Origin of the sequence: Intestinimonas sp. HCP28S3_D6 (assembly GCF_052065695.1) — a bacterium.
GTDB lineage: Bacteria > Bacillota > Clostridia > Oscillospirales > Oscillospiraceae > Intestinimonas.
Map to the genome: position 1 here is coordinate 1 of NZ_JBQHTM010000132.1, position 1096 is coordinate 1096.

Genomic DNA, 1096 nt, shown 5'->3' on the forward strand with positions numbered 1-1096 from the left:
TATACAGGCATACCGTACTGATCTGGCCTTTTACACCAACGGGCGGAGCGTATGCCTTACAGAGCTGAAAGGATATCAGGCCGCTGTCGGTCAGCCGGTCATCCAGCCCCGCCGTCCAAACAGCCGCCTGGACAAGGTGCGCCATATGTTTCAGAAGGTAATGTAAAGATACATAATCGTCAAGACGGCAACAATCAGAAGTTATGGAGGGTAACAATGGAATATAGTAAGGAAGATTTAATGGAAGCAAAAAAGCAAATTTGGGGAGTGGGAGAGAACATGGGAACAGAGGAAAGTAAAAAAATCTGGGAGGAGAACGCACAATTTTGGGATAATGCAATGGGTGACGAATCTAATGAATTTCACAGAGAGGTAGTGCGTCCCAAAGTAACGGAACTTCTATCTCCTAATCCTGCGGATTACATTTTGGATATTGCGTGTGGCAATGGAAATTATTCTTCGTATCTTGCACAAAGAGGCGCTTCGGTTGTCGCTTTTGATTACAGCAAAAAAATGATAGAATTGGCTAAAAGACGGCAATCACAATATGCAAAACAAATTGAATTTTGTGTGGCGGATGCGACCGATAGAAAAAGTATATTAGAATTAAAAAGAAATCGAGCCTTTACGAAAGCAGTTTCTAATATGGCAATTATGGATATTACGGATATTGAACCACTTCTTATGGCTGTTTATGAACTGTTGCAGGAAAGCGGAATTTTTGTCTTTGCAACGCAACACCCTTGTTTTGTCACGTTGACTGAAAAATATATGACACCGCACAGTTACTATGATATAGCGATTGAAGGGCAACCGAAAGAGCAGATTTATTATCATCGTTCCATACAAGATATTTTTAACCTTTGTTTTAGAGCTGGATTTGTCATTGATGGATTTTATGAAGAATGTTTTAAAACCAACAAAGAAATTCCTATGGTAATGATAGTAAGGCTTAAGAAGGTAAAACGTGATAGCTTAAAATAAATTCGCAAATTGCAAGTGCAAGCTGGACACCTGCACGGTAGAACTTAGTTAATCAGAGCGTCGGTCAGGATGGAAGCCGCTGGCTTCCATCCTGGGCGATGCTGCCGCAGCC

1 protein-coding gene is annotated in these 1096 nt (G+C 41.3%); it reads left to right on the forward strand.

Annotation, left to right across the window (positions count from 1 at the left end; all coding sequences use genetic code 11):
- Positions 1–216: 216 nt before the first annotated feature.
- Complete coding sequence (locus ACTNBK_RS17065; RefSeq protein ID WP_002586626.1) at positions 217–984, forward strand: class I SAM-dependent methyltransferase; 768 nt, start codon at positions 217–219, stop codon at positions 982–984.
- The last annotated feature ends 112 nt before the right edge of the window (positions 985–1096 follow it).

Bases quoted from the DNA above. Each gene is read 5' to 3' on its own strand.
- ACTNBK_RS17065 (WP_002586626.1), top strand. From the start codon at position 217: ATGGAATATAGTAAGGAAGATTTAATGGAAGCAAAAAAGCAAATTTGG.